Source organism: Methylotenera sp., from assembly GCF_030684185.1.
Taxonomy (GTDB): domain Bacteria; phylum Pseudomonadota; class Gammaproteobacteria; order Burkholderiales; family Methylophilaceae; genus Methylotenera.
Map to the genome: position 1 here is coordinate 82595 of NZ_JAUXOY010000030.1, position 23902 is coordinate 106496.

General features: G+C 42.2%; 22 protein-coding genes. 17 read left to right on the forward strand and 5 right to left on the reverse strand.

The features are described from left to right. Window position 1: 1 nt before the first annotated feature. From gyrB to dnaA, 3 genes are all read right to left on the reverse strand, one after another. Window positions 2-2419 carry a DNA topoisomerase (ATP-hydrolyzing) subunit B gene (gene gyrB, locus Q8J82_RS12505; RefSeq protein WP_304890627.1) on the reverse strand — a complete coding sequence of 806 codons (2418 nt, stop codon included), beginning with the start codon at window positions 2417-2419 and terminating at the stop codon, window positions 2-4. Window positions 2420-2498: 79 nt separating this feature from the next. Beyond that, window positions 2499-3599 (reverse strand): DNA polymerase III subunit beta, encoded by a 1101-nt coding sequence (dnaN, locus tag Q8J82_RS12510; protein ID WP_304890628.1) that lies wholly within the window; start codon window positions 3597-3599, stop codon window positions 2499-2501. Between the two features lie 260 nt (window positions 3600-3859). After that, on the reverse strand, window positions 3860-5266 hold the full coding sequence (gene dnaA, locus Q8J82_RS12515) for a chromosomal replication initiator protein DnaA (protein WP_304907954.1): 1407 nt from the start codon (window positions 5264-5266) through the stop codon (window positions 3860-3862). Window positions 5267-5525: 259 nt separating this feature from the next. Between dnaA and rpmH the strand changes: the two genes are divergently transcribed. The 5 genes from rpmH to mnmE all read left to right on the forward strand — a co-directional run bounded on the left by rpmH (window position 5526) and on the right by mnmE (window position 9460). After that, complete coding sequence (gene rpmH, locus Q8J82_RS12520) at window positions 5526-5660, forward strand: 50S ribosomal protein L34 (RefSeq protein WP_013149458.1); 135 nt, start codon at window positions 5526-5528, stop codon at window positions 5658-5660. Window positions 5661-5766: 106 nt separating this feature from the next. Then, window positions 5767-6165, forward strand: a complete 399-nt coding sequence (gene rnpA / locus Q8J82_RS12525) for a ribonuclease P protein component (protein WP_305252322.1) — start codon at window positions 5767-5769, stop codon at window positions 6163-6165. A 28-nt stretch (window positions 6166-6193) separates the two neighbouring features. Continuing rightward, window positions 6194-6403 carry a membrane protein insertion efficiency factor YidD gene (yidD, locus tag Q8J82_RS12530; RefSeq protein ID WP_304890090.1) on the forward strand — a complete coding sequence of 70 codons (210 nt, stop codon included), beginning with the start codon at window positions 6194-6196 and terminating at the stop codon, window positions 6401-6403. 68 nt (window positions 6404-6471) lie between these two features. Then, a complete protein-coding gene (gene yidC, locus Q8J82_RS12535; RefSeq protein WP_305328432.1) occupies window positions 6472-8112 on the forward strand; it encodes a membrane protein insertase YidC in 1641 nt (546 codons plus the stop codon). Then, window positions 8099-9460: a tRNA uridine-5-carboxymethylaminomethyl(34) synthesis GTPase MnmE gene (mnmE, locus tag Q8J82_RS12540; RefSeq protein ID WP_304890092.1), complete on the forward strand. Its 1362-nt coding sequence runs from the start codon at window positions 8099-8101 to the stop codon at window positions 9458-9460. The genes yidC and mnmE overlap by 14 nt, the downstream gene beginning before the upstream one ends. Window positions 9461-9560: 100 nt before the next feature. On the opposite strand, the gene Q8J82_RS12545 is transcribed toward mnmE, so the two are convergent. Continuing rightward, on the reverse strand, window positions 9561-9896 hold the full coding sequence (locus Q8J82_RS12545; protein ID WP_304890093.1) for a YegP family protein: 336 nt from the start codon (window positions 9894-9896) through the stop codon (window positions 9561-9563). Window positions 9897-10136: 240 nt separating this feature from the next. Here Q8J82_RS12545 and Q8J82_RS12550 point away from each other — a divergent pair, with 240 nt between their 5' ends. Next, entirely contained in the window at window positions 10137-13049 is a 2913-nt protein-coding gene (locus Q8J82_RS12550) for a DNA methyltransferase (protein WP_305328433.1), read from the forward strand. Between the two features lie 223 nt (window positions 13050-13272). Here the strand turns inward: Q8J82_RS12550 and Q8J82_RS12555 are convergent, their stop codons facing one another. Then, entirely contained in the window at window positions 13273-13734 is a 462-nt protein-coding gene (locus tag Q8J82_RS12555; protein WP_304890095.1) for a DUF1924 domain-containing protein, read from the reverse strand. A gap of 324 nt (window positions 13735-14058) precedes the next feature. Here Q8J82_RS12555 and mnmG point away from each other — a divergent pair, with 324 nt between their 5' ends. The 11 genes from mnmG (at window position 14059) to atpG (ending at window position 23862) form a co-directional block, all read left to right on the forward strand. Beyond that, entirely contained in the window at window positions 14059-15987 is a 1929-nt protein-coding gene (gene mnmG, locus Q8J82_RS12560; RefSeq protein WP_304890096.1) for a tRNA uridine-5-carboxymethylaminomethyl(34) synthesis enzyme MnmG, read from the forward strand. Continuing rightward, window positions 15984-16670, forward strand: a complete 687-nt coding sequence (gene rsmG, locus Q8J82_RS12565) for a 16S rRNA (guanine(527)-N(7))-methyltransferase RsmG (protein ID WP_304890097.1) — start codon at window positions 15984-15986, stop codon at window positions 16668-16670. Before mnmG ends, rsmG begins: the two co-directional genes overlap by 4 nt. 38 nt (window positions 16671-16708) lie before the next feature. Continuing rightward, on the forward strand, window positions 16709-17494 hold the full coding sequence (locus Q8J82_RS12570) for a ParA family protein (RefSeq protein ID WP_304890098.1): 786 nt from the start codon (window positions 16709-16711) through the stop codon (window positions 17492-17494). Continuing rightward, window positions 17487-18377, forward strand: a complete 891-nt coding sequence (locus Q8J82_RS12575) for a ParB/RepB/Spo0J family partition protein (RefSeq protein WP_304890099.1) — start codon at window positions 17487-17489, stop codon at window positions 18375-18377. Before Q8J82_RS12570 ends, Q8J82_RS12575 begins: the two co-directional genes overlap by 8 nt. A gap of 191 nt (window positions 18378-18568) precedes the next feature. After that, window positions 18569-18943, forward strand: a complete 375-nt coding sequence (locus tag Q8J82_RS12580; protein WP_304890100.1) for an ATP synthase subunit I — start codon at window positions 18569-18571, stop codon at window positions 18941-18943. A gap of 33 nt (window positions 18944-18976) precedes the next feature. Next, the gene (gene atpB / locus Q8J82_RS12585; protein ID WP_304890101.1) at window positions 18977-19858 is read left to right on the forward strand and encodes a F0F1 ATP synthase subunit A; all 882 of its coding nucleotides are present in this window, start codon (window positions 18977-18979) and stop codon (window positions 19856-19858) included. 85 nt (window positions 19859-19943) lie between these two features. Further along, on the forward strand, window positions 19944-20219 hold the full coding sequence (gene atpE / locus Q8J82_RS12590; protein ID WP_304890102.1) for a F0F1 ATP synthase subunit C: 276 nt from the start codon (window positions 19944-19946) through the stop codon (window positions 20217-20219). Window positions 20220-20296: 77 nt separating this feature from the next. Next, window positions 20297-20767, forward strand: coding sequence for a F0F1 ATP synthase subunit B (locus tag Q8J82_RS12595; protein ID WP_304890103.1), 471 nt, complete (start codon window positions 20297-20299; stop codon window positions 20765-20767). Between the two features lie 9 nt (window positions 20768-20776). Continuing rightward, window positions 20777-21313 carry a F0F1 ATP synthase subunit delta gene (locus Q8J82_RS12600; RefSeq protein ID WP_304890104.1) on the forward strand — a complete coding sequence of 179 codons (537 nt, stop codon included), beginning with the start codon at window positions 20777-20779 and terminating at the stop codon, window positions 21311-21313. Between the two features lie 45 nt (window positions 21314-21358). Next, complete coding sequence (atpA, locus tag Q8J82_RS12605; RefSeq protein WP_304907962.1) at window positions 21359-22900, forward strand: F0F1 ATP synthase subunit alpha; 1542 nt, start codon at window positions 21359-21361, stop codon at window positions 22898-22900. Between the two features lie 23 nt (window positions 22901-22923). Next, complete coding sequence (atpG, locus tag Q8J82_RS12610; RefSeq protein WP_304890768.1) at window positions 22924-23862, forward strand: F0F1 ATP synthase subunit gamma; 939 nt, start codon at window positions 22924-22926, stop codon at window positions 23860-23862. The last annotated feature ends 40 nt before the right edge of the window (window positions 23863-23902 follow it).

Below are 23902 nucleotides of genomic sequence, written 5' to 3' on the forward strand. Positions count from 1 at the left end.
ATTAAATATCCAAATTACCAACACCCAAAGCATTACTTTCAATGAATGCTCTTCGGGGTTCCACTTGGTCGCCCATCAGTGTGGTGAAAATTTCATCTGCAGCAATCGCGTCATCTATCTGCACTTTAAGCAAGCGACGCACAGTTGGATCCATCGTGGTTTCCCACAATTGGGATGGGTTCATTTCGCCCAGACCTTTATAGCGTTGAACATTAAGATTATGTTTAGCTTCACCCAGCAACCAATCCAACGCTTCTTTAAAAGTAGTAACAGCCTGCTCTTTTTCTCCGCGTTTGATCAATGCACCCTCGCCTAGCAAGCCCTGTAAAATTACGGACATTTTGCTGATTTGTCGGTAGTCGCCTGAACCTAGAAACTCCGCATCAATGACACAACACTGTAAGTTACCATGTACATATTTATTAATTTCTAAACGATGCGCACCCGCCTCCTGATCAAAGCCTACAATCACTTCACTACCAATTGCGCCTAGTATTGGGCGCAATTTTTCGGCGGCCTCTTCTGTGGTTTCTTTAGAACCCAAACTCAGTTCACCTAAATCCTGCATCGCACGCAACACACTTTCATCATAAAGCGAAGAAATTCTGCGTATTACAGCTTCTGTGAGTACCATTTGTTTTGCAATTTCAGCCAATGGCGCACCAGTAATAGCTTCTTCGCCTGTTTTGGTGATTAATTCCGCACCTTTAAGTGCAGATTGCAGTAAATATTGATCTAACTCTTGCTGATCTTTTAAATAACGTTCATCTTTACCTTGTTTCACTTTATAAAGCGGTGGTTGGGCAATATAAATATGGCCACGCTCTACAAGTTCTGTCATCTGGCGGTAAAAGAATGTAAGCAACAATGTACGGATATGAGCACCATCGACATCCGCATCAGTCATGATGATAATGCGGTGATAACGTAGTTTTTCCGCATTAAAATCTGCTTTACCTATACTTGTACCAAGCGCGGTAATGAGTGTTGCAATTTCCTGCGAGCCTAATAACTTATCAAAACGCGCTTTTTCTACGTTTAAAATCTTGCCTTTTAATGGCAGAATCGCTTGAAACTTACGGTCACGACCTTGTTTAGCTGAACCACCCGCAGAGTCACCCTCAACCAGATAAATTTCGCATTTTGCCGGGTCGCGCTCTTGGCAATCAGCCAATTTACCGGGTAAACCCATAGTGTCCATTACACCTTTACGTCGTGTAATTTCACGCGCTTTTCGTGCTGCTTCGCGCGCACGTGCTGCATCAACTATTTTACCAATAATAATTTTTGCATCTGCCGGGTTTTCTTGTAAGAACTCTGTAAGTTTAGCTGAAACTACTTCAGAAACCACTGGCTGCACCTCACTTGAAACCAATTTATCTTTGGTTTGAGATGAGAATTTTGGATCAGGCACTTTAACTGATAACACGCAGCAAATACCTTCGCGCATATCATCACCTGTTGTTTCTACTTTGGCTTTTTTAGCTACGTCACTTTGCTCTATATACTGATTTAGTGTACGGGTCATAGCAGTGCGTAAACCCGTTAAATGTGTTCCACCATCACGTTGTGGAATATTATTAGTAAAGCATTGCACAGTTTCAGTATATGAATCATTCCATTGCATTGCCACTTCAATGGTCATGCCATCTTTTTCACCCATAGCATAAAAAGTTTTGGGATGAAGCACAGTTTTACTGCGGTTCATATACTCCACAAAACCTTTAATTCCGCCAGAGTAAGCAAAGTTTTCACTTTTACCATTACGCTGATCAATTAACTCGATTTTTACGCCATTATTAAGAAAAGACAACTCGCGAATACGTTTGGCTAATATTTCAAAATGATATTCCACTAAAACAAATGTTTCGACAGATGCTAAAAAATGAACTTCGGTTCCTTTTTTTTCCGTTGTGCCTGTTTTTACCAATGGAGCCACAGCGACACCTCGCTGAAACTCCATTTGATGTACCTGACCATTGCGGTATATTTTGAGTCGTAACCAATCTGATAAAGCATTTACTACCGATACACCCACACCATGCAAACCACCAGATACTTTATAAGAATTCTGGTCGAACTTACCTCCTGCATGCAACTCGGTCATTACAATTTCTGCTGCAGAACGCTTAGGTTCATGCTTATCATCTTCTTTAATATCCGTTGGAATTCCCCGTCCATTGTCAGAAACACTAATTGAGTTATCTAAATGAATAGTAACTTTAATATCATTACAATGTCCTGCTAACGCTTCATCAATCGCGTTATCAAGTACCTCAAATACCATATGATGTAAACCAGAACCATCAGATGTATCGCCGATATACATCCCTGGGCGTTTTCGTACCGCATCTAATCCTTCAAGAATTTTAATACTTGATGAATCGTAATCTTGTGATACTGCTTCATTTTCAGCCATGCTTATTATCTTTGTAAAAGTAAATATTGGGTTTAGTTGTGTTGTTTCACGTGAAACGGGTTAAGCAATAATTATTTAACTATATACGCATTGGCATGACTACATATTTATAATCTGTATTATTAGGCACTGTAATTAAACAACTACTATTTGCATCTGCAAAAGAGAAAGTCGCTTGTTCGCTATTAGTATTATTGAGTACATCAATCAGATAAGTAACATTAAAACCAATATCCAAGTTATCGCCGCTGTAGATTACTTCTAACTCTTCCTCAGCTTCTTCCTGGTCACTATTTGTGCTGATTAATTTCAAATTATTATTACTTAATACCATGCGAATTCCACGATATTTTTCATTTGATAAAATTGACGCGCGCTGCATTGCTAGTAACACGCCTACTCTATCAGTAGTAAATGAATTTTGATGTCCTGTAGGGATTACACGATTGTAATCAGGAAATTTACCATCAATGACTTTAGATATCAGTTTAAAATTATTAAAACTAAAATTAACCTGATTACTCGCTAATTCTATTTGCACATCTTCTTCACTATCATCTAATAATTTAATTAGTTCAATCACAGTTTTACGGGGCAAGATAACATCTTGTTTTTCATAGTTTTGTTTTAATTCTGTAGAAGTAAAACTTAAACGATGTCCATCAGTACCAACAATATTTAAACGATTGGCTGTTACTTCAAATAATAAACCGTTTAAATAATAACGAATATCCTGTTGCGCCATTGCGAATTCAACTTGCTTTAACAAGTCTTTTAATTGACGCTGACCTATCGTAACCAAGGTGCTTTCACCTTGAGTTTTCGTCATTACAGGATAATCTGCAGCTGGTAATGTTTGTAAGTTAAATCGGCTTTTTCCGGCTTTTAAGGTAATGCGGCTATCATTGGTAGCCATATTAATTTCCGAACTATCAGGTAGCGATCTGCAGATATCCAGTAATTTTTTTGCTGAAATAGTAGTAGAGAAATCACCAGTGGCAGCGCTTTCTATTGATAACGATATTTGCATCTCTAAATCTGTTGCTGTGAGATGAATCTTATTTTGCTTCGCTTCTAATAACAAATTAGAAAGTATAGGTAATGTATGTCTTTTTTCTACAATACTTGTCACTGATGTTAATGGCTTTAACAAAGTTTCACGGTTGATTTGTATATTCATCTTTATAACCTAAATAATATATATATAAATAATAACAATAATAATGTTGCATTTTTCTGTGTATAACTGATTATTAGTTAATATAATCAGTATGTTAATCTTACTTTTTTTGTATTGGTAAAAGTATATTCTACTGTGGATTAATTGTTGAGTAAAAATTTCATATTATAAATACACAACCTTATGCTATTTTTATCCACAACAAATTCATAACTTTACACGGCACTTCTATACCTAATAATAATCTTTTAAATTAAAGATTAATCTCTAATAACTTGAACTAAAAAACTAATATCACGGGTAAATGTAGGATCATTCTGTCTAAGTAAATCCACTTCATCGCAAGCATGCATGACTGTTGTATGGTGTCTGCCACCAAAGGCTTCACCAATTTCAGGGAAGCTATGATTAGTCAACTCACGAGATAAAGCCATGGCAATTTGCCTGGGACGCGCAAAATTACGCGTACGTTTTTTGCTGTACATCTCAGCCACTTTAATTTTGTAATAATCTGCAACGGTCTTTTGGATATTCTCCATGGTGACTTGCCTGCCACGAACCGCGATTAAATCACGCAGAGCATCTTTGGCTAAATGTACATCAATGGCATGACCGGTAAATTTTGCCATTGCGATAATGCGATTTAAAGCACCTTCAAGCTCACGTACACTAGAACGAATTTGCTTGGCAATAAAAAAGGCAACATCTTCAGGTAGTTTTAAATTAACTGCTTCTGCTTTTTTTAACAAAATAGCCACGCGCATCTCTAGCTCAGGTGGCTCTACTGCAACGGTTAAACCCCAACTAAAACGTGTACGTAATCGTTCATCAACATCAATAATTTCTTTTGGGTAGGTATCACAAGTAATGACAATCTGTTTTTTTGCCTCAATCAATGAGTTAAAAGCATAAAAGAACTCTTCCTGAGTACGTGTTTTTTTTGCAAAAAATTGAATATCATCAATCAGTAATAAATCCAGCGAATGGTATTGGCGCTTAAACTCATCAAACGCTTTATGTTCATACGCTTTAACTACATCTGAAACATACCGTTCTGCGTGTAAATAACGAATTTTAGCATCAGGGTTGTGAAGCTTTAATTCGTTACCAATCGCCTGTAATAAATGGGTTTTACCCAACCCTACACCACCATAGATAAAAAGCGGGTTATAGGCATTACCAGGATTTTCAGCGACTTGTATAGCGGCAGCACGTGCTAGCTGGTTAGCACGGCCTGTTACATAGTTATCAAAATTAAAGTCACTATTTAATCCGGAGTTATTTTTAACAGCATCATTAATTTTTTTATGCTGCGCTTTTAAAGGAGAGCTTCTTGTAGCAACTTGTGATTCAAGCAAATTAATTTTATGAGTAAAGTCAACTTTAGCATTTGATTTAACCGTGCTTGATTTTGATTCAGCGTCTGAATCATTATTGGAAATAGTAAAATCAATTTGAATATCAGTGAGCTTTAATTCATATGCAAACTGCTCAATTTTTTTTAGAAAGCGCTCTTTTACCCATTGCATCACAAAGCGATTAGGCGCGACTAGGCGCACTGTATTACCGTCTATTTCTGCGGATAGAGGTTTAATCCAGGTATTAAACTGTTGTGTTGAGAGCTCTTGTTCAAGACGACTGAGACAAGTAGGCCAGAAATTTTCCATCTACCGATATTAACCTTAAGTTGTAAAGCTGCAACTGTAAAAAAATTATTAAGTACTTGTTTTAATTGTTTATTAATTACAATAAGCGAGTATAATCTTCGACTTGTTATCCGCTCTATTTTAGCTGGTTTATGCAAACTTATCCACAGGCTTTTACAAAGTTTACAAAACTAAATAAACATAGAATAAACATTGACAAAATAGGCGGTTATCGTGTCTAATAGCGCCCTTTATAGCATTATGCTTGCTGGAGAATTACATGAAACGTACATATCAACCTTCTAAAACACGTCGCGCTCGCACACATGGCTTTTTAGTCCGTATGGCTACTAAAGGCGGCCGTGCTGTAATTGCAGCACGTCGCGCTAAAGGTCGCAAACGCCTAGGTCTGTAATTTTAAGGTCCGCCTGGACTTTATCATTGCAGCGCTAAGTTATCGGTGTTAGTTTAAATCGCAGTAATTTTTAATTACAGCGCTGCAAACAACGGTACAATAAGTAATGGCGCAAACGTATAGGCTTGTTAAACAAGCCAAGATGATTAAAACGGATGATTTTTCATCCGTTTTTAATTTCCGCAAACGAATTTCTACCCAGTATTTAGCGATACACTATCAACCAAATATGCACCAGCGAGCGCGTTTAGGTTTGGTGGTAGGAAAAAAAACAGCTAAATTGGCGGTAAACAGAAATTACATGCGCCGTGTTTTGCGTGAGTTTTTCAGGTTAAATCAACATCAGATATGCCATGTTGATTTAATTATTCGCGTACAAAAAAAATTTGGCAGGGGTGATTTTATTCAAATCAAACAAGAGTTTGATTTTTTAATTTCTAAATTAAATCAACGTGTTAACTCCAATTTATTGGTGGGTACACCAATAAATACACCAACTAATTGATAGCTACATATAAATAGTGATGAATATAATGGCGCGTATATTGATGTTGTTGATAAAAGCATACCAGGTATTGCTGAGCCCATTTTTAGGTCAGCAATGTCGTTTTTATCCTACCTGTTCACAGTATGGTTTAGAGGCTATCAGTAAGCATGGTGCTATAGTTGGAAGCTATTACACGATTCGCCGCTTGTTGCGTTGCCACCCTTGGCACGCAGGCGGGCATGATCCTATACCTTAACGTGTTAACTGAAACTCATCACTTGAAAATTATTTTGTTCTAATTTATAAAAGATTGCCAAAAAAATCATGGATACAAGACGTTTAATTCTGTTTGTTATATTTTCAATGTCAATTTTGATGCTGTGGGATGCATGGCAACGTCAACATGCGCCAGCTGAAGTGGTGCAACAGGTAAGTCAAACGGTTGACAGTGTGCCAAATCAGCCAACAAATGCGTCTGCCGGAACAATCACCAATGCTGCGGTTGACCACGATTATAAATTGCTAGCAGGCCAACGCATTAGTGTAACTACTGACTTATATAAAGCTGACATTGAAACCACAGGTGGTGATTTACGCAGGCTAGAGCTACTTAAGCATCGCGCATCAGATAATGATAAAACCAACTTTATTTTGTTAGATGATGCTGGTAAACCCATGACCTATGTGGCGCAAACAGGCCTGGTAGGCGCTGATTTACCCTCACATAAAGCGCTATTCACCAGCACCGCTACCAGCTACACAATGCAAGAAGGCAAAGATAGCTTAGAGGTGCGTTTAAGTTGGGCCGGCAATGGTGTAACGGTAGATAAGGTGTATACGTTTCATCGTAATAAATACGCCATTGATGTGAATTATGAAATTAAAAATGGCTCGGAAATCGCCATTACACCGGTTGTTTATTACCAGATTGTGCATGATAACGAGTCTAATCAAGGCTCGGCGCTGATGCCGACTTTCACGGGTGGTTCTTACTACACAGAAAGCACTAAATTTAAAAAATTAGCTTTCTCTGACATGGCAAAAGAGCCGCTTAAATTGACATCAAACGATGGCTGGGTTGGCTTATTACAGCATTATTTCGTAAGCGCCTGGATTCCTAAAGAGGGTCAGGCGCGCGAGTTTTATACTGAAAAGCTCAACGATCGTATCTATAGAATAGGTTCAAAAAGTACATTAAGCACCATTGCACCAGGGGCTAGTTTAACCATTCCGGCGCGCTTATTTTCAGGCCCACAAACCAAACATGATTTACAAGAAACCGCGCCAGGTTTAGAGTATACGGTTGATTACGGTTGGTTAACGGTATTTGCTGCGCCTTTGTTTTGGGTGCTTTCAAAAATCCACGGCTTGGTGAATAACTGGGGTGTAGCGATTATTTTACTTACCTTGTTAATTAAAGCGGCGTTTTACCCGTTATCAGCCAAAAGCTATCGCTCAATGGCACAAATGCGTGAGTTAGCGCCACGTTTAGAATCAATGAAACAAAAGTTTGGTGATGACCGCCAAAAAATGCAACAGGCCATGATGGAACTTTATCGTACTGAAAAAATCAATCCGATGAGTGGCTGCCTGCCTATTTTGTTACAAATCCCGGTGTTTATCGCACTTTACTGGATGTTATTGGGCTCAGTAGAGTTACGTCACGCACCATTCTTCGGCTGGATTCAAGATCTTTCAGCGGTTGACCCTTACTACATTTTGCCGTTAATCATGGGTGCTTCCATGATTATTCAAACTAAGCTTAATCCTAAGCCTACAGACCCTATACAGGCAAAAGTAATGACATGGATGCCGGTGATATTCAGTATATTCTTCTTCTTCTTCCCTGCTGGTTTGGTGTTGTATTGGGTTGTGAATAACATTATTTCAATCTGGCAACAGTGGTATATCAATAAATCTATCCACGCTGAAGCCTTACTCAAAAAATCAGGTGGCAAGCACTAAGCTACTAGACACTATAGCCGCCATCGCCACAGCCAGTGGTGCTGGCGGCATAGGTATTGTGCGGGTTTCAGGCCCTGCCGCTACCAGCATCGCAGCAGGTGTTCTAAGCCATTGCAACGCTTCCAAACTTGGCTCACGCCATGCTGCCTATCTGGATTTTAAACAGGCTAACGGTGATCTTATTGATCGCGGTATTGCCATTTTCTACCCTAATCCTCATTCCTACACTGGTGAAGACGTACTTGAACTTCAGGCACACGGCGGCACCGCGCTTATGCAGATTTTGCTGGCGCGTTGTATTGAATTAGGCGCACGCCAGGCAGAGCCGGGCGAGTTTACCCGCCGTGCTTATTTAAATGAAAAAATAGATTTAGCCCAAGCCGAGGCCGTAGCCGATGTGATTAATGCAGCCACTGCAGAAGCCGCTAAAAGTGCGGTACGATCGTTATCGGGTGAATTTTCACAGCGCATTAACGCCTTACTTTTAAAGCTGATTGAATTGCGTATGTATGTTGAAGCATGCCTGGATTTTCCTGAAGAAGAAATCGACTTTATTACGCAAGGCCGCGTGGCAGAAAAATTAGAGGCGATTACGGCCGAATTAAAAGCGGTCTTTGCAAAAGCCAAACAAGGCAGTTTATTGCGTGAAGGCATCAGCGTCGTTTTAGTCGGCCAGCCCAATGTTGGAAAATCCAGTTTGATGAACCAGCTTGCTGGCGAAGAAATTGCTATCGTGACTTCAATCGCAGGCACTACACGCGACACCATTAAAAATGCCATACAAATAAACGGTGTGCCTTTGCATGTAATTGATACAGCAGGTTTGCGTGAAACTGACGATGAAGTAGAAAAATACGGCATTGCGCGAACTTGGCGAGCTGCAGAAAGCGCCAATATCGCATTATTATTGGTAGATGCAGCTCATGGTATTACTGAAACTGAAAAATCGATTCTAGCCCGCTTGCCGCAAGAAATACGCAAAATTTGGGTACATAATAAAATTGATGTTGCCAATGATCCGGCATTGGTTAAAGAAAAAGACGGCGCAAGCCATATTTATCTTTCAGCCAAAACGGGTGCAGGAATTGATTTGCTGAAAAGCCATTTATTAAAACTTGCCGGATATGAAAATAATTCAGAAGGTATTTTTATGGCGCGTGCCAGACATCTGGAAGCGTTAACGCAAGTGCAAGCACATTTATATAATGCTGGCGCACAAATCAATTCGGCTGAGTTGGTGGCTGAAGAGTTACGACTAGCGCAAGAGCGTTTAAGTAGTATTACTGGTGAGTTTACGCCAGATGATTTGCTGGGCGAGATATTTAGTAAATTTTGTATCGGAAAATAATTTTTTGTAAAATGATCGCTCCCCGAGCCTGTCGAAGGGGTTAGTGATTACCCAGCTTAGCACGCCTTCGACAGGCTCAGGGAGCGGTGTTGTTATTCAGTTAAGCAGTTAAGTCTACCACTTCAGCTTCAGGAGCATTTTTCTTCACAGATTCAATGCCGTTGTCGCGCCCTGCTTCACTTTCGTACATTTGGCTTTGGCCAATCACTTGGTGATTACCGGCTTTAAGCACAAAATATGGTTTTTCAGATTTTGAAACCAGCCGTTCATAGCGAGCATCATCTGCCGCATTTTTTTGAATAGAAGCAATGCCGTTTAATGCGCTTGCTTTGCTTTCATACATTTCGCTTTGCATGATAATTTGACCATTACCTGCCAATAGATTGAAATGGAATTGTCCGCTTTTAGCCACTTTTAATTCAAATTTACCTGCCATACAGTTCTCCTCAATTTTTGTTCGGTGAAAGCGCTGTGGTAATTGCACAAATACGCTTGCCATACTATAGGCGCGCAATCACGCGCTCGTCAAGAGCCAATACTTATAATTTGTTAAGCGTTGTAAATTTCCATGAAATTTATTACGTTTCACGTGAAACAATTAGTGAAAGCCGCGCATTGCGCACAACAGTGGCGGTGTATACTTTCATACAATTATAAAAATCAATAAGCACACAACATGGCACTTTCTTGGAACGAAATCAAAACCCGCGCAAATACATTTTCAAAAGAGTGGGAGTCTGAATCGCGAGAAGATGCGGAAGCCAAATCATTTTGGGATGCTTTCTTTAATGTATTTGGCATCACGCGCCGCCGTATTGCCAGCTTTGAAGAACCCGTTAAAAAGTCTGACGGCAAAGGCGGCTACATTGATATGCTCTGGCGCGGACAGTTATTGGTAGAGCATAAATCACGCGGTAAGAGCCTAGACCGAGCATTTGATCAGGCATTAGACTATTTTCCTGGTATTAAAGAACGCGATTTACCCAAATACATACTGGTTTCAGACTTTTCTAAATTCAGGCTTTATAACCTTGAAACTAACGAGCAAGTTGAATTCGGCCTAAAAGACCTGTATCAAAACGTAAAGTTATTCGGCTTTATTGCTGGTTACCAAACGCAAATCATCAAACCGCAAGACCCTATTAACATTAAAGCTGCCGAGCGCATGGGCAAGTTGCACGATGCGCTTAAGTCGGTTGGTTATACCGGGCATGAATTAGAAGTCTATTTGGTGCGCTTGCTATTTTGCCTGTTTGCAGAAGACACCACTATTTTTGAGAAACGCCTGTTTCAGGATTACATTGAAACTAAAACCAGTACTGATGGCAGTGATTTAGCGTTGCATCTCAATAGCCTGTTTTATGCACTTAACCAGCCAGCTGAAAAGCGTTTGACTAATCTGGATGAAAGCATTGCCGCGTTTCCGTATGTGAACGGCAAGCTATTTGCAGAGCCGCTGCCGCCGGCACAGTTTGATAGCAAAATGCGCGAGGCATTGCTGGATTTATGCGCGCTGGACTGGAGCATTATCTCCCCTGCTATCTTCGGCAGCTTGTTTCAAAGCATTATGGATGCCGATGCGCGACGCAACCTCGGCGCGCACTACACCAGTGAAGAAAATATTTTAAAGCTGATTAAACCGTTATTTTTAGATGCGCTGTGGGCTGAGTTTGAAAAGATTAAAAATAACAAAAACCGCCTGTTTGATTTTCACACAAAGCTGCGCGATTTAACCTTTTTAGACCCCGCTTGCGGATGCGGAAACTTTTTGGTGATTACCTACAGAGAACTGCGCCTGCTTGAATTAGCCGTGTTGCGCGCCAGCATTACCAGCGGCCAGCAAGTGCTGGACGTACAAACGCTGATTAACGTAGACGTAGACCAATTTTACGGTATCGAGATTGAAGAATTTCCGGCGCAAATCGCCCAGGTTGCACTATGGCTGACTGACCATCAAATGAACATGAAAATTTCAGAAGAGTTTGGTGCGTACTTTGCGCGCATTCCGCTTAAAGCCACGCCGCATATTATTTGCGGTAATGCACTGCAAACCGATTGGGCGAGCGTGTTACCGCCAGAGCGTTGCAGTTATGTGTTAGGAAACCCGCCGTTTTTAGGTAAAAGTAACCAGTCGGCCGCGCAAAAAGCGGATATGCAATTAGTCTGCGGAGCTATTAAAAATGCAGGCTTGCTGGATTTTGTGGCGGCTTGGTATATTAAGGCGGCATGGTATATGCATAAAACCTCGTTCCCTGAGCCTGTCGAAGGGATGGGCAATTCGAAAAATATAAATCATGTTGCAATCCCTTCGACAGGCTCAGGGAACGGAATGTCAACAATCCGTTGCGCATTTGTTTCCACCAACAGTATTACGCAAGGCGAGCAAGTCGGCGTGCTGTGGGCTTGGATGCTGGCGCAAGGCATCAAGATTCATTTTGCGCACCGCACGTTTAGCTGGAGTAATGAAGCGCGCGGCAAAGCCGCTGTGCATTGCGTGATTATCGGCTTTGGTTTGCAAGATGTAGCAGATAAAACCATTTATGAATACGATGATATTAAGGGCGAGCCGCATGCGGTGAAGGCGGTGAATATTAACCCATATTTGGTAGATGCGCCTGATGTGATTATTGAAAAATCACGCCGCCCGATTTGCGCCGTGCCAGAGATGACTTACGGTAGCAAGCCTGCTGATGGTGGTAATTTAATACTCACAGAAATTGAACGCACTGAGCTGCTAACTCAAGAACCTGCGTCTGAGCAGTACATACGCCCATACATAGGTTCAGAAGAATTGATTAACGGCAACAGGCGCTATTGCTTATGGTTGAAAGATGCAAACCCGCAGCACTTGCGGCAAATGCCGCTGGTTATGGCGCGTATAGAGGCGGTGCGTAAGATGCGGCTGGCGAGCACAAAAGTACCGACGCAAGAGCAAGCGGCAACGCCTACTTTGTTTGGTGAAATACGGCAGCCTAAAATAGATTATTTGGCGGTGCCAGAGGTGTCGTCAGAACGGAGAAAATATATACCAATTGCTTACTTGTCAGTAGATATTGTTGCAAGTAACCTGCTTTATACAATTGAAGGCGCAGGAGTTTATGATTTTGGTATATTAAATTCAAGTATGCACATGGCTTGGACGGGTGCAATATGCGGACGTTTAGGAAGTGGGTATCGCTATTCGGCAGGTCTAGTTTACAACAACTTCCCGTGGCCAGATTGTAGGAGCGGTGTTTCACCGCGAACCAGCAATGATGAAAATTGCACAGATGCTTTCGCGGCTACAAGCCGCTCCTACAAGAACATAGATGCTGCCGCACAAGCGGTTTTGGATGCGCGTGCGGTACATATCAGCGCATCACTCGCTGATTTATACGACCCGCTGACCATGCCTGCCAATCTGCTAAAAGCGCATCAGGCTTTGGATAAAGCTGTGGACGCGGCTTATGGTTACAAACCCGGCCTGAACAAAGCCGAAGGCGGCGCGAATACCGATGCGGCGCGTGTGGCATTTTTGTTTGAGCGTTATCAGGCGCTAACAAGCTTGTTGCCTAGCCTTACAAAACAGAAAAAGATTAAAAAACAATAGCGCTGCTGCTTCGTTACTATTTCGTTCCCTGAGCCTGTCGAAGGGATGGCGTGCCAATGTATAGTTTTGCTATCCCTTCGACAGGCTCAGGGAACGGGACCGCGTTGTTTGGCTGGTGAGTTTAATCGTCATGCAAACTGTATAGGCATAAAAAAAGCAGTGTTTCACGTGAAACACTGCTTTTTAATTTGCAACTTAAATTAGCTGCGTTTTCTACTTACAACTATTTTTTAGGTGTAGGTGTTTTTTCAGTTAATAAGTAAGTGATGTAGTTAGCTTTTTCTGCGGCTGAACAATCGCTGCCTAGCACTTCGGTACAATGTTTTGTAAACTTTTCTTCAACGTGGTCAAGATTAGTAAAGCGTTTAGTGTTTACAACTGGTGATAATGGCTTGATTGATTTGCCAGTAATAATGTGGCGGCCTTTATCTGCAGGGTTGGCCGTGTGGCAAGATGCACAAGCAATAGATTTGCCTTCTGTGCTTGCGTTACCTTTAAATTGTTTAATTTCACGGTTGTAAAATTCTTTACCTGCTTCAGCAGATCCGCCTTCAAATGCTGGGTTTACTGTTTTAGCAATATTAGTGTATTTTTTTGCTAATTTTTCAGCATTGGTGACATCTGCCTGTGCAGAAAGTGCGGCAAAGCCTAATAATGCAGCAAGAACGATATTTAGATGTTTCATTGATGACTCCAGTTAAGTAATAAAAAATAGTGTGACTTAAGGTTGCAATAGCTTATTTTTATGTTGCTACCAGTCGATTTTAGTTAAGCGGTGCTTAATTAAGCAATACTGTGATGTTATCGCAAATACGCAAACATTATATAAAATATTAAGCTAGTTTTGTGCCAATTTTGTTATGTAAATGTGACTATACTGTAAAAAAAGTTGTTTTGACTTGATTTCAGTCAATTATATGGTGTCGCATGGCGACTTTTTCAAGCTTTAACACGACAAAAAAGGCGCTTTGCGGTAAAATTTAACCCTTTGAATACTAAGCCCTATTCCATGTCAGAGGTTCGCTTTAATTATCCAGATATATTTGATGTCATTGTGGTGGGTGGCGGCCATGCGGGCACCGAAGCGGCGCTTGCAAGCGCCAGAATGGGGCAAAAAACCCTGTTACTCACACACAACATCGAAACTTTAGGTCAAATGTCTTGCAACCCCAGTATTGGCGGTATCGGCAAAGGGCATTTGGTTAAAGAGATTGACGCGCTGGGCGGCGCAATGGCGGCCGCGACGGATGAAGGCGGTATTCAGTTTCGTATTTTAAACTCCAGTAAAGGGCCTGCGGTTCGCGCTACGCGTGCGCAGGCAGACCGCGTGTTGTATAAAGCGGCTATTCGCCACAGGTTAGAAAATCAGCCTAACCTTTGGTTGTTTCAGCAGGCGGTGGATGACATTATTTTAGAGGGTGAGCGCGCCGCTGGTGTAGTGACGCAAATCGGTTTACGTTTTGCTTCTAAATCTGTGGTGCTTACTGCAGGTACGTTTTTAGGCGGCTTGGTGCATGTGGGCATGCAAAATTACAGCGCAGGCCGCGCGGGCGACCCGCCTTCTATTTCGCTGGCTGCCCGTTTGCGTGAAATCGGCTTGCCAGCAGGCAGGTTAAAAACAGGCACGCCACCGCGTATTGATGGTCGCACCATTGATTATTCTGTGATGACCATTCAGCCAGGCGACAACCCGGTGCCGGTGTTCTCTTTTTTGGGCAACGCCGCACAGCACCCCGCCCAACTGCCCTGCTGGATTACACACACCAATGAGCGTACGCACGATATTATTCGCAGCGGTTTAGATCGTTCACCCATGTATACAGGCGTGATTGAGGGCGTTGGCCCGCGCTATTGCCCAAGTGTGGAAGATAAAATCCACAGGTTTGCAGATAAGGAAAGCCATCAGATATTTTTAGAGCCTGAAGGCTTAACCACTAATGAAATCTATCCAAACGGAATTTCAACCAGTTTGCCGTTTGATATTCAGCTGGCATTGGTGCGCTCGGTTAAAGGGCTTGAGAAAGCTCATATTCTGCGCCCGGGTTATGCCATCGAGTATGACTACTATGATCCGCGCGGTTTAAAAAGCTCGTTAGAAACCAAAACTGTGCAAGGTTTGTTTTTTGCAGGGCAAATCAACGGCACGACTGGCTATGAAGAAGCCGCCGCGCAAGGTTTGCTGGCAGGCGCTAACGCCGCCTTGTATTCTCAAGGCAAAGAATCCTGGTGCCCGGCGCGTGATGAAGCGTATTTGGGCGTATTGGTGGATGACTTAATTACGCGCGGCGTTACTGAGCCGTATCGCATGTTTACCAGCCGTGCAGAATACCGGCTGCAATTGCGTGAAGATAATGCCGATATGCGCCTCACAGAGATGGGTCGCAAATTAGGCTTGGTAGATAATGTGCGCTGGGAAGCATTTAGCCGTAAGCAGGAAGCAGTAAGCCGCGAACAAGAGCGCCTTAAAAAGACTTTTGTGCAACCCGCTAATTTGCCCGTAGAGAAAATGGTGGAAATGTTCGGCAAGCCGCTTGAGCATGAATATAGCCTGTTTGAATTATTGCGTCGCCCTGAAGTGAGTTACGAGGCTTTATTGTCATTGGGTGAAGACGGCCTTGGCGAAGTTGAACCCGCTGTGCGTGAGCAGGTAGAAATCGCGGCGAAATATCAAGGCTATATCGACCGCCAAACTGATGAAGTCGCGCGTAGTCGCGGCCAGGAGAATGCTAAGCTACCTGGTGATTTAGATTACCGTGAGATTCATGGCTTACCGATTGAAGCGCAACAAAAACTCAATGCGCAAAAACCGGAAACCATCGGTCAAGCCAGCCGTATTTCAGGTATTACGCCTGCGGCAATTTCATTGTTATTGGTTTACTTAAAACGCAAGTCACGCAGCAAACCAATAGATGCTAACTCTGCAGATTTGGCCGCATGACTTTACAAAGTACGTTGCAAGCCAAGCTTGAAGCAGGCTTGCTGGAAATGGGCTTGTTGGTTAGCCCTGAAAAGCAGGCTAAGTTGATTGCTTATGTGTTGTTGATTGATAAGTGGAACAAGGTGCATAATCTCACGGCGATTCGCGATCCGTTAGAGATGGTGACTTTGCATTTGCTGGATAGCTTGAGTGTATTGCCGCATGTACAGGCTCTGGCACCTAAGTTTTTGTTGGATGTAGGTGCAGGTGCCGGATTGCCGAGTATTCCGCTGGCGATTTGTTTGCCGGACTTGCAAGTGACGGCAATAGATTCAGTGACTAAAAAAACCAGTTTTATGCGGCAGGTTAAAGGCGAGCTTGGCTTGAGTAATTTCCATGTGGAAGCCGGTCGTGTAGAAGCGCTAAAAAAGGAACGTTTTAATCCGGGTCTGGAAAATCAGGGCGCGGGTTTTAACGTGATTATTTCGCGTGCGTTTTCTGAGATTGCTTTGTTTATAAACCTTACCAAGCATTTATTGGCGGAAAATGGGCTGTGGTTAGCAATGAAAGGTGTAGTGCCTGACCATGAGTTTGAAAATCAGGAATTTAAAAATACAGGCATACAGCCGAGTAAAATTGAAGTGCTGAAAGTCGCGGGTTTGGATGCAGAACGGCATCTTGTTTTTTTAAGCATGAATAAATGAATCTGGTCAATTTCCCAGTTAATTTTTTAAGATAAATAATGAAAATATTAGCAATCACCAATCAAAAAGGCGGCGTAGGTAAAACCACTACTTGTGTGAATCTGGCTGCTAGTCTGGCGCATTTTCATAAACGCGTTTTATTGATAGATTTAGACCCGCAAGGCAATGCCAGCACAGGTAGCGGCATAGATAAAGCACATCTCAAACATAGCATTTACCATGTGCTGATTGGCGAAAAGTCACTTAAAGAAGTAATACAGCATAGCGAAAAAGGCGGATTTGATATTGCGCCTGCTAATCGCGATTTGGCTGGCGCAGAAGTAGAGCTAGTGAACGAGCTTGCACGTGAAAACCGCCTTAAGGTTGCTATTGCCAAATTGGCAAATGCTGATGGCCAGATACCTTATGATTTTGTTTTGCTGGATTGTCCCCCTGCCCTAAACCTGGTTACCGTAAATGCGCTTACCGCATCCAGCGCGGTGATGATACCCATGCAGTGCGAGTATTATGCGCTGGAGGGTTTGTCTGATTTGGTGAATACGATTAAAAAAGTACGTGCACGTTTAAACCCAACGCTTGAGATTGAGGGGTTGTTGCGTACCTTGTTCGATAATCGCAATATGCTCGCGCAACAGGTGTCGGCACAACTGATTAGCCATTTTGGCGATAAAGTCTATAAAACGATTATTCCGCGCAATGTACGCCTGGCTGAGGCGCCAAGTTATGGTGTTTCCGTGCTCAGTTACGATAAAAGTTCAAAAGGCGCGGTTGCTTATTTAGAGTTAGCGAAAGAAGTAATGCGAAGTGGAAAAAAACATGACTAAATTAAAAGGTTTGAATAGAGGGTTGGGTCGTGGGCTGGATTCACTGCTGGCAGGCGATATGGGCAGCGTGGGCGAAGCCGATTCGCTGTTGATGCTTAAAGTCGCGCAATTGCGCCCTGGTAAATACCAGCCGCGCAGTTATATGGATGATGCGGCCTTACAGACGCTGGCGGCATCAATTAAATCACAAGGCATTATGCAGCCAATACTGGTGCGCCACATTAGTATTGAGCAATCAGACGCCGAGCAGTATGAAATCATCGCCGGTGAACGCCGCTGGCGTGCGAGCCAGATAGCGGGTTTAGAAGAAGTGCCTGTGTTGGTGCGTGAAATTGCTGATGAAGCTGCACTGGCAATGGCGCTGATAGAAAATATCCAGCGTGAAAATCTTAATCCTTTAGAAGAAGCGCAAGGCATTAAGCGTTTGATAGACGAATTTGCCATGACGCATGAAAAAGCGGCAGCAGCGGTCGGTCGTTCACGCGTTGCAGTTTCCAACTTACTGCGATTACTGACTTTATGCGCGCCAGTGCAAGAAATACTAATGGTAGGAAAGTTGGATATGGGGCATGCCCGTGCTTTGGTCGGTTTGAGTGGCGCTCAACAAATTATGCTTGCTGAACAAATCGTGCAAAATAATTTATCAGTGCGGGATGTGGAAAGTGCTGTAAAAAAACTGAATGTGGAAACTGAAAAGCCGCCACAAAAACATACGCAAAATATTAGTAGCAATCCTGATGTTTTAAGGCTGCAAGAGTCATTAAGTGATCAATTGGGTGCAGTAGTCAGCATAAAAGCAGGTGCAAATGGTTCAGGGTCATTGAAAATCAACTATGCAAATTTAGATCAGCTCGACGAGATTGTTGCTAAAATTTCACGCTAGCGTGAAATTTATCAAGCAAGTTCTCACGCTAAGTGTTTCATTTTGCTTAAACAAGCTATAAATCCTTGTCACTTAAGTCTTGACTAAAAAGCGGTAATAATTCAAAATCGCGGTCTTTACTGCATTAAACATATAAAAAAATCGTAAAAGCAGTAACAATTTAAGCAATAAAATTAACTGGGTTTAAGTAATTGTCAACATCCAACACATCAGATGTTTTTAGTAAAATGCTTAAAATTCAGCTAGTTGCTACGTTTGCGGTTGCAATCGTAGCGCTACTTATTTCAGGTTTAAATGCAGGTATCTCAGCGGTGCTTGGTGGATTAAGTGTTGTGCTTGGTGCCTGTGCGGCAGTACTAATAGCAAAACGTGGTGAAAAGAATACAGATGCTTCAGCAATATTAATCAATTTATTAAAAGCTGAAGCAGTAAAAATATTAGTAATTATTGTTTTATTGGTAATTATATTTAATTTATATAAGCAGTTGGTGCCATTTGCGCTGATTGCAGGTTTAGCGGCGGCAGCATTATTTTCTGGCGCCGCGCTGAGTAAGTTAAAAGTTTAATTTAAACGAATTTTATTAAAGTAAATATTGATTATGGCTACAGAACACGCAGGCAACGCACAACAAGTACTCACCCCTTCTGGTTATATTGATCATCATCTGGCATTTAATGCCAAGTCTTTTGGTGAAAGTAGCTTTTGGACATTGCATGTGGATACATTTGCAATGTCGGTAGCGCTGGGTATTATTGTAATGGGCTTAATTTGGCTGGTAGCAAGAAAAGCAACCTCTGGTGTTCCTGGCAAAGGGCAGGCGTTTGTAGAGCTGGTGTTTGGTTTTATTGATGATCAGGTTAAAAATATTTTTCACGGCAACCGCCATGCCTTTATTGCACCAACTGCTTTAACAGTCTTTTTGTGGGTGCTGGTGCTTAACTCTATGGACTTCCTGCCTGTGGACTGGGTTGCGGGCATTGTTTCATTCTTCGGCGGAGAGCACGCTACATGGCGCGCGGTACCTACTTCTGACATAAACACCACATTTGCATTGGCATTAGCTGTGTGGATTTTGATGATATTCTTTTCTATTAAGGTTAAGGGCTTGGGCGGTTGGGTGCATGAATTGTTCTATGCACCATTCGGCGGCGCAAAATTTTTCAAGCCAAAAACTGCAATGGGTATTGTTGGTTTGCTCTTAAGCCCATTATTATTTGTGGCTAACTTTGCATTTAATCTGATTGAATACATTTCTAAGCCCCTATCTCACGCATTACGGCTGTTCGGTAACATGTATGCAGGTGAAGTGATTTTCTTGTTGCTGGGTATGTGGGCGGCCACTGGGGCTGGCTGGATTATCCCAAGCGCAATACTGGGTGCTGGCTGGTCTATCTTCCATATTTTAATCGTGGCATTGCAAGCGTTTATTTTCATGATGCTGACCGTTGTATATTTGGCTATGGCACATGAGTCACATTAGTTTTTTTGTAATTTAGTCGTTTTATTTTTTATCGGTAGTTTTTAGTGGTTTTAGTTGTAAGTTTAATTTTAGAGAGGGTAATAACATGGATGCTTTAGCATTGATTCAAGCCTACACAGGCGTTGGTATTGGTTTAATTATTGGTTTGGGCGCTGCGGGTGCTTGTATCGGTATTGGTATTATGTGTGCTAGCTTTTTAGAAGGTGCTGCACGTCAGCCAGAAATGATTCCACAATTACAAGGTAAAGTATTCTTGCTATTAGGTCTTATCGATGCTTCTTTCATTATTGGTGTTGGTCTAGCGATGATGTTTGCATTTGCTAACCCATTATTAAGCGTAGTTACTGCAGCCGCTCAATAATTAGCGAATTAAGTCATCTAGTCATTTTGCAAAAGCATAATGACTAGTGCTTTTATGATTAAAGACATGGATCAAAAATGAACATTAACTTTACACTTATCGCACAAGCCATCGCATTTGCTGTGTTGATTTGGTTCACAGTGAAATTCGTTTGGCCACCGCTGTTATCAGCGATTGAAACACGCCAAAAGGAAATCGCTGATGGCTTAGCAGCAGCACAAGAAGGTAAAAGTGCTTTGGAAGTTGCAGCTAAGAAATCAGAAGTCACTTTGAACGAAGCCAAGCAAAAAGCGAGCGAAATTATTGGCCAAGCTGAAAAACGCGGTTCACAAATCGTAGAAGAAGCTAAGGGTAATGCTAAAGCTGAAGGCGAGCGTATTATAGCGAGCGCTAAAGCTGAAATCGACCAAGAAGTAAACCGTGCAAAAGAGGGTCTACGTTCGCAGGTGTCGGCGTTAGCCATCGCAGGTGCTGAAAAAATCTTGCGTAAAGAGATTGATGCAAAGGCGCACAGCGAAATGTTATCTAAACTAGCAGCAGAACTTTAAGGACAGGATATGGCTGAAATATCAACCATCGCAAGGCCTTATGCAGTAGCTGCCTATAAATTAGGTAGCGAGCAAAAAGCTTTGGCTAAGTGGTCTGAAATGTTGGGTTTTGCATCGAGTGTCGCTAGCGACGCGCAAATGCAGGCTTACATTCAGGATCCAAAAGTAGTCAGTAGCGAATTGCAAGCCGCTTTTTTAAAAGTGTGTGGCGATAAACTTAACGAACATGGCCAGAACTTGATAAAAGTGTTGGTCGAATATGGTCGTATGTCTATTTTACCGGCCATTTCTAGTGCGTTTGAAGAGCTTAAAGCGCTGGATGAAGGTACGCTTGATGCGCAAATTATTGCGGCTGCGAAGCCTAGTGCTGCTGAGGTCAAAGATTTAGTAAAGCGCTTGGAAGCCAAGTTTGGTAAAAAGATTGAAGCCAATGTTTCTGTAGATTCAGAACTTATTGGCGGTATAAAAATTATTGTTGGCGATACCGTGATAGACGCATCTGTCAAAGGTCAGTTACAAAATTTAGCTTACACGCTTTCAGCTTAGGCCTACAAAGAATAATTTAGGCAAAGAAAACTATTAGGAGTCAACATGCAGTTATCTACATCAGAAATCAGTGAACTGATTAAAAGCAGATTAGAAAATTTTTCTACCTCGGCTGAAGCGCGTACTCAAGGTACAGTAATTTCAGTAACAGACGGTATTGTTCGTATTCACGGTCTTTCAAACGTAATGGCCGGTGAAATGATCGAGTTCCCAGGCAATACATTCGGTTTGGCGCTTAACTTAGAGCGTGATTCAGTGGGTGCGGTGGTTTTAGGTGACTACGAGCACATTACTGAAGGTGACATCTGTAAATGTACAGGTCGTATTTTGGAAGTGCCGGTAGGCCCGGAGTTGATTGGTCGCGTCGTTAACGCGCTAGGTCAGCCTATCGATGGTAAAGGCCCTGTCAACGCTAAGATGACAGATAAAATTGAAAAAGTTGCGCCAGGTGTTATTGCACGTAAATCAGTTTCACAGCCAGTGCAAACTGGTTTGAAATCTGTTGACTCAATGGTGCCGGTTGGCCGTGGTCAACGTGAGCTGATCATTGGCGACCGTCAAACAGGTAAAACTGCAGTTGCGATTGATGCCATCATTAATCAAAAAGGTCAAAACATGACCTGTATCTACGTTGCGATTGGCCAAAAGGCTTCTACGGTGGCTAACGTGGTACGCAAACTTGAAGAAAACGGCGCGATGGCTTACACCATTGTAGTTGCTGCTACTGCTTCTGATTCTGCTGCATTGCAATTCTTAGCACCATATGCCGGTTGTACTATGGGCGAATACTTCCGTGATCGCGGTGAAGATGCATTGATCGTTTATGATGATTTGACCAAACAAGCGATTGCTTATCGTCAAATTTCATTGCTATTACGTCGTCCACCAGGCCGTGAAGCGTATCCAGGTGATGTGTTCTACATTCACTCACGTTTGTTAGAGCGTGCAGCTCGTGTTAACGAAGAGTATGTAGAAAAATTCACTAACGGTGCAGTTAAAGGTAAAACAGGTTCATTAACAGCATTGCCGGTGATTGAAACAGCTGCCGGTGACGTTTCTGCATTCGTTCCAACTAACGTTATTTCTATTACTGATGGTCAGATCTTCCTGGAAACTGACTTGTTCAACGCTGGTATTCGTCCTGCGATTAACGCTGGTATTTCAGTGTCTCGCGTGGGTGGTGCTGCTCAAACTAAAGTCATCAAGAAATTAGGCGGCGGTGTACGTTTAGCGCTTGCTCAATACCGTGAATTGGCGGCGTTTGCGCAGTTTGCTTCTGATCTGGATGAAGCTACACGTAAACAATTGGATCGCGGTCGTATGTTTACTGAGTTGATGAAGCAAGCACAGTATGCACCTTTAAACGTTTCTAATATGGCAATTACATTGTTTGCAGCTAACAAAGGTTACTTTGATGATGTTCCAACCAACAAGGTATTAGCTTTTGAAAATAAATTGCATAGTTTCATCGCTTCAAAATATAAATCTATTGCTGATGCGATTGAATCAAGTAAAGATTTAAGCGGCGACAATGAAAAAGCACTTGATGCAGCAATTCAAGACTTTAAAGCTACAAACGCATACTAATCTTTAACTATTAGGACACTAAAATGGCTGGTAGTAAAGAGATTAGAACCAAGATTAAGAGTGTAGAGAACACACGCAAGATCACTAAAGCAATGGAAATGGTGGCCGCTTCTAAAATGCGTAAAGCGCAGGATAGAATGCGTGCTTCACGCCCATACGCTGATAAAATTCGTAATGTAGCAGCCCATCTTTCTTTAGCGCATTCGGAATACAAACACCCTTTTCTTTTAAAGCGTGAGAATGTAAAAAATATTGGTATTATCGTAGTCAGCTCTGATAAAGGGCTTTGCGGTGGTTTGAATACCAATGTACTGCGACTTTCAATTAACCAGATGAAAAACTGGGAGTCTGAAGGCAAGGCAATTACCGTTAGTGCAATTGGCAACAAGGGTTATACATTTATGAACCGCGTTGGAGCCAATGTAAAGTCACATATTACTGGTTTAGGCGACGTTCCGCATTTGGAAACCTTGATTGGTACGATTAAAGTGATGTTAGATGCTTATACCGCTGGTGAAATCGATCAGTTATATATCTGCTATACACGCTTCATTAACACGATGAAACAAGAGCCAGTGCTGGAGCAATTGCTACCCTTAACAGCTGAGCGTTTAGGTACACATGCTGAGCACGAAAAAGTAGAGGCACTTACAACTAGTGGCGTCATTAAAAGCGCACTACAGATTGGCGCTGCCAAAGGGCACTGGGATTACATCTATGAACCTGAATCAAAGCCTGTCATTGATCAATTGATGGTGCGTTATATTGAGTCGTTGGTTTATAACGCGGTATCAGAGAACATGGCTTCTGAGCAATCGTCACGTATGGTCGCTATGAAGTCCGCATCTGACAATGCAAAAGAAGTAATCGGTGATTTGAAATTGGTTTACAACAAAGCACGTCAAGCAGCCATTACCAAAGAGATTTCAGAGATTGTCGGCGGCGCAGCAGCGGTTGCCTAAGGTAAGAAACAGAACATTAAATTAGAATTCAACAGATTAG

Coding starts and splice junctions, on each gene's coding strand:
- gyrB (WP_304890627.1), bottom strand. CDS start 2,419: ATGGCTGAAAATGAAGCAGTATCACAAGATTACGATTCATCAAGTATT.
- dnaN (WP_304890628.1), bottom strand. CDS start 3,599: ATGAATATACAAATCAACCGTGAAACTTTGTTAAAGCCATTAACATCA.
- dnaA (WP_304907954.1), bottom strand. CDS start 5,266: ATGGAAAATTTCTGGCCTACTTGTCTCAGTCGTCTTGAACAAGAGCTC.
- rpmH (WP_013149458.1), top strand. CDS start 5,526: ATGAAACGTACATATCAACCTTCTAAAACACGTCGCGCTCGCACACAT.
- rnpA (WP_305252322.1), top strand. CDS start 5,767: ATGGCGCAAACGTATAGGCTTGTTAAACAAGCCAAGATGATTAAAACG.
- yidD (WP_304890090.1), top strand. CDS start 6,194: ATGGCGCGTATATTGATGTTGTTGATAAAAGCATACCAGGTATTGCTG.
- yidC (WP_305328432.1), top strand. CDS start 6,472: ATGGATACAAGACGTTTAATTCTGTTTGTTATATTTTCAATGTCAATT.
- Q8J82_RS12545 (WP_304890093.1), bottom strand. CDS start 9,896: ATGGCAGGTAAATTTGAATTAAAAGTGGCTAAAAGCGGACAATTCCAT.
- Q8J82_RS12550 (WP_305328433.1), top strand. CDS start 10,137: ATGGCACTTTCTTGGAACGAAATCAAAACCCGCGCAAATACATTTTCA.
- Q8J82_RS12555 (WP_304890095.1), bottom strand. CDS start 13,734: ATGAAACATCTAAATATCGTTCTTGCTGCATTATTAGGCTTTGCCGCA.
- mnmG (WP_304890096.1), top strand. CDS start 14,059: ATGTCAGAGGTTCGCTTTAATTATCCAGATATATTTGATGTCATTGTG.
- rsmG (WP_304890097.1), top strand. CDS start 15,984: ATGACTTTACAAAGTACGTTGCAAGCCAAGCTTGAAGCAGGCTTGCTG.
- Q8J82_RS12570 (WP_304890098.1), top strand. CDS start 16,709: ATGAAAATATTAGCAATCACCAATCAAAAAGGCGGCGTAGGTAAAACC.
- Q8J82_RS12575 (WP_304890099.1), top strand. CDS start 17,487: ATGACTAAATTAAAAGGTTTGAATAGAGGGTTGGGTCGTGGGCTGGAT.
- atpB (WP_304890101.1), top strand. CDS start 18,977: ATGGCTACAGAACACGCAGGCAACGCACAACAAGTACTCACCCCTTCT.
- atpE (WP_304890102.1), top strand. CDS start 19,944: ATGGATGCTTTAGCATTGATTCAAGCCTACACAGGCGTTGGTATTGGT.
- Q8J82_RS12595 (WP_304890103.1), top strand. CDS start 20,297: ATGAACATTAACTTTACACTTATCGCACAAGCCATCGCATTTGCTGTG.
- Q8J82_RS12600 (WP_304890104.1), top strand. CDS start 20,777: ATGGCTGAAATATCAACCATCGCAAGGCCTTATGCAGTAGCTGCCTAT.
- atpA (WP_304907962.1), top strand. CDS start 21,359: ATGCAGTTATCTACATCAGAAATCAGTGAACTGATTAAAAGCAGATTA.
- atpG (WP_304890768.1), top strand. CDS start 22,924: ATGGCTGGTAGTAAAGAGATTAGAACCAAGATTAAGAGTGTAGAGAAC.